This window comes from Psychroserpens sp. BH13MA-6 (assembly GCF_052983595.1).
This window is the reverse complement of sequence record NZ_JBRJGE010000013.1, coordinates 1-8,984: the sequence shown is the minus strand read 5'-3', so window position 1 is coordinate 8,984 and position 8,984 is coordinate 1. Positions and strand designations below refer to the sequence as shown.

Annotated in this window: 7 protein-coding genes; all 7 read right to left on the bottom strand. The window is 33.2% G+C overall.

The window, feature by feature from the left end; translation table 11 throughout:
• Positions 1-290 precede the first annotated feature (290 nt).
• Positions 291-935: an alpha/beta hydrolase gene (locus ACU8DI_RS14945; RefSeq protein ID WP_447113600.1), complete on the bottom strand. Its 645-nt coding sequence runs from the start codon at positions 933-935 to the stop codon at positions 291-293.
• Positions 936-1,097: 162 nt separating this feature from the next.
• Positions 1,098-1,592, bottom strand: a complete 495-nt coding sequence (locus ACU8DI_RS14940; RefSeq protein WP_447113599.1) for a hypothetical protein — start codon at positions 1,590-1,592, stop codon at positions 1,098-1,100.
• Positions 1,593-1,825: 233 nt separating this feature from the next.
• Positions 1,826-2,335: a hypothetical protein gene (locus ACU8DI_RS14935; protein WP_447113598.1), complete on the bottom strand. Its 510-nt coding sequence runs from the start codon at positions 2,333-2,335 to the stop codon at positions 1,826-1,828.
• Positions 2,336-3,467: 1,132 nt separating this feature from the next.
• Positions 3,468-3,692, bottom strand: coding sequence for a hypothetical protein (locus ACU8DI_RS14930; protein ID WP_447113597.1), 225 nt, complete (start codon positions 3,690-3,692; stop codon positions 3,468-3,470).
• Between the two features lies 1 nt (position 3,693).
• Positions 3,694-4,122, bottom strand: coding sequence for a hypothetical protein (locus ACU8DI_RS14925; protein ID WP_447113596.1), 429 nt, complete (start codon positions 4,120-4,122; stop codon positions 3,694-3,696).
• A 1,324-nt stretch (positions 4,123-5,446) separates the two neighbouring features.
• The gene (locus tag ACU8DI_RS14920; RefSeq protein WP_447113595.1) at positions 5,447-7,246 is read right to left on the bottom strand and encodes an ATP-dependent nuclease; all 1,800 of its coding nucleotides are present in this window, start codon (positions 7,244-7,246) and stop codon (positions 5,447-5,449) included.
• Positions 7,247-8,294: 1,048 nt separating this feature from the next.
• Positions 8,295-8,738 carry a hypothetical protein gene (locus ACU8DI_RS14915; RefSeq protein ID WP_447113594.1) on the bottom strand — a complete coding sequence of 148 codons (444 nt, stop codon included), beginning with the start codon at positions 8,736-8,738 and terminating at the stop codon, positions 8,295-8,297.
• Between the last annotated feature and the right edge of the window lie 246 nt (positions 8,739-8,984).

Here is an 8,984-nt window from a genome sequence, read left to right as displayed (position 1 = left end):
TTTAAGATCAGAAGTTTTTATTCCGTAATCCGAAAAAAAGGATAAGAAAATGATACTTGTAAATATTCCAAATATTGATTTCAGATGTATTGTTTTAAATTTATGCCAACGTAATTGTGTATGATTTGTTGCGGTTTTACAGCTTGCGTGCGCGGCTGATGTTCCGTAGGAAAAACGCAAGCTGTTGGGCTCAAATTATTCCGTTGAGACTAAGATAGTAATTTGTAGGAAAAAATCGTCTACTTAGCCAACTTACCGTAATTAATTATACACGGTGTTGCCCACAGTTTTTATTCCACGTCGTAATTTCTATTCGCCCATTTTATTGACGGTTCAATCCACTCTTTTAAAGGTTTGAATAAAAATCCGTGTCCCATTCCTGTATTCAGTTCTATTTCTTTAAAGTGTTTTATTTCGCAGTTCGATATTTTCTTTCGTTCCAATGAAGAAACTCCAAATGGGTCAGACTTTTCGTAAATCGTTAAAATATTTCCGCAAAAATTGATTTCAGGTATATTTTGAATATCACTATTCCTAAAACTTGCAATAAACACGAAATTCAAATCATGATTATTTGCTAAAGTCGAAACGTATTGAGCAATATATCCGCCTTTTGAAGTTCCAACCACAGTTATGTTTTTCGGTTCTGTTCCGCTTTTTATTAAATTGTCAATTTGGGATACAATTCCGATTGCGTATTCTCTTGCGTTAACATTTCCACTCCGTTTTTCGCTTATTACTTTAAGTCCACTTTTTTTAAATTCAGCTATAATTTCGTTGTATTCAGTCCGCCCAAATTCAGGATGCAATTCATTCAGTTCGTGTTCTTCTAAAAATCGGTTGTGAAGAAAGAAAACAAATCGGTCATCATTTTTGTGTCCGCACGCAAATAAAGTTGAGAAAAAAAGAATTCCAATTAATAGACTTATTTTCATTGATTTACGATTTTCTCAAATTGTGGGCAACGTGTTTGTGTATGGCTCGTTGCGGGAAATCAGCTATGATTTTCCGCCTTAACCGAAAGATAGCAAATTGCAATGAATTTCGATTAGGAATTCAGCCGCAATGAGCTATACACGGTGTTGTAGCACGTTTTTTTATTTCAGTTTTATTATTCCGTTATCTTTCAATTCTTTCCGCCATTCACTTATGTATTCTTGTTCAACCAGTTCCATTTTTAGTGAATTCAAATCGATTCCGTTATTTATTTTTTGATTTTTATCAGCTACTTTATATAAGTCAGAAATCGCTGGTGGTTCTGCCCATTCAAGAGTGTATTGAAATCCGTCAACAATTAATTCCGTTTTAGGGTCAACTTTTAAAATCAGATAATCGTGAAAAGTTTTTCGAGTTCCGTCAAATGAGTCGCCTTTATATTCCGCAATAAAAAAGTAAACATTAAAATCTCCTTTTATTGGTTCAAATGCTTTTTTCAGTCCGTCGTTTTCATATATTTTGAAGTCGTCAAATTTTTTAAATGCTTTATAATTAATATCCGAGTTTTCAGTTTTTGAAATCAGTTCATATACTTTCTCTTGTCCGAAATTCAGATTGTAAATTAGAAGGAAAATGGTGATTGTTAATTTCTGCATTTCGTTTTTCTTAAATGTGCTACAACGTAATTGTGTATGATTAGTTGCGGAATTTCAGCCAAAGCGCTTTGCGCTTGGATGAGCCGTTCACGGCGAAAATTCCGCGGGAAAAGAAGCGCAAGGCTGAGCCAGGAATTCTTTCCGAGTTTTAAAGATAGTAAATTATGTGAGAATTTTTCCTCGTCTTAACTAAACTGAGCAATGAATTATACACGGTGTTGTGCATAGTGTTTTTATTCAGTTCGTTTATAATTCAGTCCAGTTTTAAATCCGCAATAAGCTAATAAAATCAGCAGTATTATTTGCGTGTAAAAAAGAACACTTGATAATATTCCGAAATTATTCTCCTTCTGTTCAATTTCTTTTTCAATTTGTTCTATTGCTTGTTCAGCACTTAATGGTGGATAAATAGTCCAACCAGAAGTTTGCTGGATTAAGTTATCTACAATTGTACTAATTCCGTTCAGGATTAGTATCAACAGTATCGTAGAAATCATTAAAATCAGATTTGCAGTCAGATTCTTAAAATTCCTACGTAAAGTTCGGACAAGGTAAATTCCAAAAAACACTAAAACTCCGAGTAAGAGAATAAAGTGAAAATTGGCAATAACAAAATAAGTATCGTGAATATTTATGTCTAAAGTTGAGTCAGATTTCAGTCCGTCAATTCCAAAAATCAGCGTATTCAAAATCAACATGATAATTGTCGTTCCAATCAGCCAAAATATTTCTTTTTTTCTCAAATTTTTAATTCAGATTACGGGTTTTTGGACATTATGCACAACGTAATTGTGTATGATTTGTTGCGGAATTTCAGCCGAAGCGCTTTGCGCTTGGATGAGCCGTTTACGGCGAAAATTCCACCGGAAAAGAAGCGCAAGGCTGAGCCAGCAATTCTTTCCTAGTTTTAAAGATAGTGAATTATGTGGGAATTTTTCCTTTGCTTAACCAACATAGCGATTAATTATACACGTTGTTAGCTACTGTAGGGCAGAAGAGGTCATAGGCAAATCACAAAGTTGCGTAATATTCCGCATTGCAACCGAATCAGAATGCACCACACAAATTTGGCTGACAAGCCCAAGAATCCGCTACGTTTCCAAATAAAACACTAAGAAATTCACATTTAGGTTGCAACCCAGTTTAAGAAATGAACATCAATTTCAGAGTATTGGTTTTAGAAGAATCCGAATTGCTGCAAATTATTCAGAAAGTTTCCTGACCAGCTTAATTTTCGGTAAATGCACTATTGTTGCTAACGTAATTGTGTATGATATCGTGCGACTGGAAACGATCGTTATTTTCAGTCGTTACGATTCTAAAGTTTAAATATAAGAATTAAAACTGAAGCTTGAGTAAAGCATGGATTATACACGTTGTTAGCTACTGTAGGGCAGAAGAGGTCATAGGCAAACCACAAAGCTGCGGAATATTCCGCATTGCAACCGAATCAGAATGCACAGAAACCAATTTGGCTGACAAGCCCAAGAATCCGCTGATTCACCAAACACAGAACCACCACAGTCGCATTTAGGTTGCAACCCAGTTTAAGAAATGAATATCATTTTCAGAGTAATAGTTTTAGAAGAATCCGAAATGCTGAGGTCTATTCAGAAAGTTTCCTGACCAGCTTTATTTTCGGTATTGCACTATTGTTGCTAACGTAATTGTGTATGGTTTGTTGCGGAATTTCAGCCGAAGCGCTTTGCGCTCGGATGAGCCGTTTACGGCGAAAATTCCGCTGGAAAAGAAGCGCAAGGCTGAGCCAGCAATTCTTTCCGAGTTTTAAAGATAGTAATTTATGTGAGAATTTTTTCTTGTCTTAACCAACTGAGCAATGAATTATACACGTTGTTCTACGCAGTTTTTATTCCGCTAAATCAAACTCGAAATTTGAATTAACATCGAAATTCCGTAAATGATTGATATTGTAATTATTACCTTTTTTACTTTTTTTCCGTGCTTTTCTGTCCAATTCAGATAGTCAGCTTTTTTGGATTCTGATACTTTCCATTTTCCATTAGCATACTTAAATCCTAAATATATAATTGTTGCAAATACTACGATTCCGATAATTGAAGTCAAAAGACTCGGTTCCATATTATTTCTGTTTTTTATTTAAATATTCTCTTGCATCTCTCAAATTCAATTCTGTTTCATTAAAAGCAGAACTTCCATTTCTATCGAGATTAAATATAGGTTCTTCTAAATTTCCTAATGCAATCATTAACTGATAAACTGTATCTGAATTTCCGTTTTCGAGTTCAGTTTTAAGCCACTTTCTAAAGTTCGGAATTAATTCGGTTTTGTGAATTTTACTTAATGACCAATAGGCACTTATTCGTTCTTTTGAATCCGAGTAAAGTCCGCTGTCTATTCCTTTGATAATTTGATTTTCTAATTCAATTGGTTTTAGATTGTTTAATCCAGATTCGGCAATTACTTTTTCTTCGTATTCCGATTTTTTATTTCCATTGGCTTTTTCAAATATATAGGCAGAAGCCTCAAATTCGTCGTTTGTTAGTTTCATTTTCTTTTAATCACGATGTTTTTTCAAATTGCGTAGAACGTAATTGTGTATGATTTGTTACGGAATTTCAGCCGAAGCGCTTTGCGCTTGGATGAGCCGTTCACGGCGAAAATTCCGCTGGAAAAAAAAGTGCGAGGCTGAGCCAGCAATTCTTTCCGAGTTTTAAAGATAGTAATTTATGTGAGATTTTTTCCTAGTCTTAACCAACTGAGCAATGAATTATACACGGTGTTGTAAACTGTTTAGTACCAACGCACACTCATATTTAACTTAACTTCTTTTAATTCCCATTTTCCATTTTTCTTATCGAAAATTAAATAAGATGTGTTAGAAGTTAATTCTCCGATCATTTGCCTCACATAAACTATTGCTTTTGTATTATCTATGGAAAATATTGGTGATGAGATTTTTACTTTTAACTTTTCATTTATTTTCCGTTCTTTTTTGAAATAAGAATCTAATATTTTCTCATTTTCAAATTTTCGTAGAGCTTGTTTCGATTTTTTTTTTATTGAATTGAATTTCGTTTATCACAATTTTTTCCGAGTCCGAATTCTTTAACTTTCGTATTAATGTTTTGTTGTCAAACTTATTATCTATATATCTTTCATCGTTTTCGAATTCTAAAATAGCTAACTGAATTACCAATTCAAAATCATTTTGTGTTTGTCCAAATACAGTGATTGAAGAAATAATTAATAATATTAGTACTATGTTTTTCATAAATTGTTTACAACGTAATTGTGTATGATATCGTGCGATTGGAAATGATCGTTATTTTCACTCGTTACGATTCTAAAGTTTAAATATAAGAATTAAAATCGAAGCTAGAGTAGAGCATGGATTATACACGTTGTTAGCTACTGTAGGGCAGAAGAGGTCATAGGCAAACCACAAAGCTGCGGAATATTCCGCATTGCAACCGAATCAGAATGCACAGAAACCCATTTAGCTGACAAGCCCAAGAATCCGCTACGTTTCCAAACACATAACGAATTAAATCGCATTTAGGTTGCAACCCAGTTTAAGAAATGAACATCGTTTTCAGAGTAATAGTTTTAGAAGAATCCGAAGTGCTGAGGTCTATTCAGAAAGTTTCCTGACCAGCTTTATTTTCGGTATTGCACTATTGTTGCTAACGGTCTTGTGTATGAAACGTAGCGTCTAAAAAGACGCTAGTTTTTCGGATTAACACAGAGCCGAATTTTTATATTTTGTTTTTAACTTATCAATCTTAAAAGCCAAATTTAAAAATTTGGTGATCTTTGCATATAGACATAAACCTTTCAGTTTAGCAAGTACTAGCTATGTTTTATACACGTTGTTATGCCACGTAATTAATGTCTTTAATTTCATCAATACCTTCTATTACTGCTTTTAATTCCTTGCAAATTTCCTCTTTTCTTAATTCAGATGATAATTCAATTGTTCCAAAATTAATTTTGTGATGTTCAGCAAGCCATTTGTTTAATTCTTTTAGTAACTTTTTACCAGGTATGATATTTAGTTTATTATTCCAATTTTGTTTTACATGGTTTCTTGCAACTCGATTCATGTTTTTAGTTTCATAATTTAGCTCTTTGTCATTATTTGTAAAGTCAATTATTTTATTTGTACTTCTGAAAAATTTGCCAATTTCCGATGCAAAATCATCAATTAATTCATCTTTTAAAGACTCACTAATATCATTAATAGTTTCATTTAATATATCTAATGTAATTTTGCCTTTAAGAGTAGACTTTTTATTTAATATTACTCTCAATATTGCTTCTGGAACAATTAAATAGTTTTCAATTTCTTTTTTATTCCAAATATGTAAGTTAATTCCATTTTTCTTTGCTTCTTTTAATCTAGAATCTTTATCAGGAGGAATGTGATAATCTGAATCCAAAAGACAATATATTTTTATTGGAATATCTCCTGAATTCTTTAAGACAAACTTAGAACCAATGGCATATTTCCAGCCTCCCCAACCTCCAATATCCGAACTAGGAATACTATCAATTGGCGAAATGCTTTTTGGTAGCAGTGTATTTTGTATTCTTTTTAATATTGAAATATCATCTCCTTCAACCATTAAAAACTTTCGTGAAGACCAAAGTTTTGCAAGCTCTAAATTATGTATACTTCCTATATCATTATATATAATTTTCTGAATTTGTGGTATATCAGTTGCAAAATGAGACTTGCTTTTATTTCTATCTATTATTAGAATATTATCGGCATCAACTTCTGCCATGATTTCTAAAGAATGTGTTGCAATTATTATTTGTTTATGACTTTGCCTTAGAGTTCTTATTAGTTTGCGTTGAAGGTCTGCATGCATATAAACGTCCGGTTCATCTAGTACAATAGCACTTTTAGTTGAAGTTCTCGCTATAAACCACATAGTTTGTAACCACATTTGTAAACCATGGCCCATTGAACCAATTTCAGTTACAAACCCTCCTTCTTGAACGAGTAAAGTTGGATCTGTGGTAGTTATAATTTTTGATGCTTTTGTTAATTGAACAATTCTTAAACCTTCCCATGTATTTTCTGAAAGTTTTTTGAATTTCCTAAAATGTTCATAGAAATAACTAAGTTGATTCCGAAAGTGTCTTGATGTTAATGATGAGTAAACGTTTGTTTTTACATATGATTCTTCTAGTCCTTTTTCATCTTCAAGCAAGGGAGAAATTTGAGGTAGTATTTCTATACTTGTACTTTCTAACTCACGAGCTTCTTTTCTTGATTTAACAACTTTACCTAACGCGTTTTTTACATACGCGAAAATTTCACCATTGTCATTAAGCCTAATTTCTATAATCTCATTGTTTTCAAATTTTGCTCGAATGATGGCGGGAGGGTCATTATATTGATTAATTACATTTCTGCTTGAAAATTCAATTCTTTCAAGAGAAGGAGAAATACCTAAATTAAGTTTGTGCAGGTTTGTCCACTTTGGAGGGTTTTTAAAATAACTTGTTTTTATTCTATTTGCAACGAGACTTACTAATCTTAGAGCTTCAATTAATGTTGATTTCCCTGCATTGTTTTTTCCTACAATAATTGTTGTAGCTTTAAAAGTAACAGTGTGCTCTGAAAAACACCTATAATTATTTACATAAAGTTCAGATATCATATATTCATTTGAGGTTTTTTCTTATGTGGCATAACGTAATTGTGTATGATATCGTGCGATTGGAAACGATCGTTATTTTCCGTTTTCACGAATCATTTTTTAAATATAAGAATTAAAACTGAAGCTAGTGTAAAGCATGGATTATACACGTTGTTAGCTACTGTAGGGCAGAAGAGGTCACAGGTAAACCACAAAGCTGCGGAATATTCCGCATTGCAACCGAATCAGAATGCACAGAAAACAATTTGGCTGACAAGCCCAAGAATCCGCTACTTTTCCAAACACACAGCGAATCAAATCGCATTTAGGTTGCAGCCTAGTTTAAGAAATGAATATCATTTTCAGAGTAATAGTTTTAGAAGAATCCGAATTGCTGAGGTCTATTCAGAAAGTTTCCTGACCAGCTTTATTTTCGGTATTGCACTATTGTTGCTAACGTAATTGTGTATGATATCGTGCGATTGGAAATGATCGTTATTTTCCGTCGTTACGATTTTAAAGTTTAAATATAAGAATTAAAACTGAAGCTAGAGTAGAGCATGGATTATACACGTTGTTAGCTACTGTAGGGCAGAAGAGGTCATAGGCAAACCACAAAGCTGCGGAATATTCCGCATTGCAACCGAATCAGAATGCACAGAAACCCATTTAGCTGACAAGCCCAAGAATCCGCTACTTTTTCAAACACACAGCGAATCAAATCGCATTTAGGTTGCAACCTAGTTTAAGAAATGAGCATAATTTTCAGAGTAATAGTTTTAGAAGAATCCGAATTGCTGAGGTCTATTCAGAAAGTTCCCTGACCAGCTTTATTTTCGGTAATGCACTATTGTTGCTAACGTAATTGTGTATGATTAGTTGCGGAATTTCAGCCGAAGCGCTTTGCGCTCGGATGAGCCGTTTACGGCGAAAATTCCGCGGGAGAGAAAGTGCAAGGCTGAGCCAGCAAATCTTTCCGAGTTTTAAAGATAGTGAATTATGTGAGAATTTTTCCTTTGCTTAGCCAGCAATCCGCAATTAATTATACACGGTGTTGTACACAGTTTTTTTATTCATACTTCTGCCAAATCGTATATCGCCTGACATAAATACTATTACAAAACTTACAATTCAGATTTTTATGTTTATACCCACGTTCTCTGGCTTTTTCTTTATTTTCCAATCCAATGTATAAATCAGAAACTCCTGGTGTTGCCGATAAAAGTGCTCTTTTTCCGCAATTATCACAGATAACCCTTTCTACAAATACTCTAATTAATTCAGAATCAATTTCAAGTAGTTCTATAAACATTATCTGGTTAAATGTAAAAGTCAAACAACTTTTCAATTCCGAATATTTTGAATTCCGTATCACTTTCGTTTTAATTAAGTCAATTAAAGGAACTTTTCTACCATCAATTTTTTCAGAGTCAAATATCATTTCCCATTGATTTGAATTAGGGCAAATAATCTCCTGATTATCTAATATTATTTTTTCGAAATTAGAGTTCATTCAAATTGTGTACAACGTAATTGTGTATGGCTCGTTGCGGAAAATCAGCTATGATTTTCCGCCATAACCGAAAGATAGCAAATTGCAATGAATTCCGATAAGGAATTCAGCCGCAATGAGCTATACACGTTGTTGTGCGTTCGTTTTTATTCCGATTTATACATATTTCTATAATGTTCAACGTGATGAGGAAATTCTTCTTCATAAAATGGGTAGCTTATTCCCAAAATTGAGATTTCATAACCT

Excerpts from the sequence above, each read along its gene's own strand:
- ACU8DI_RS14925 (WP_447113596.1), bottom strand. The coding sequence starts at position 4,122 with ATGAAACTAACAAACGACGAATTTGAGGCTTCTGCCTATATATTTGAA.
- ACU8DI_RS14930 (WP_447113597.1), bottom strand. The coding sequence starts at position 3,692 with ATGGAACCGAGTCTTTTGACTTCAATTATCGGAATCGTAGTATTTGCA.
- ACU8DI_RS14920 (WP_447113595.1), bottom strand. The coding sequence starts at position 7,246 with ATGATATCTGAACTTTATGTAAATAATTATAGGTGTTTTTCAGAGCAC.
- ACU8DI_RS14915 (WP_447113594.1), bottom strand. The coding sequence starts at position 8,738 with ATGAACTCTAATTTCGAAAAAATAATATTAGATAATCAGGAGATTATT.
- ACU8DI_RS14945 (WP_447113600.1), bottom strand. The coding sequence starts at position 935 with ATGAAAATAAGTCTATTAATTGGAATTCTTTTTTTCTCAACTTTATTT.
- ACU8DI_RS14940 (WP_447113599.1), bottom strand. The coding sequence starts at position 1,592 with ATGCAGAAATTAACAATCACCATTTTCCTTCTAATTTACAATCTGAAT.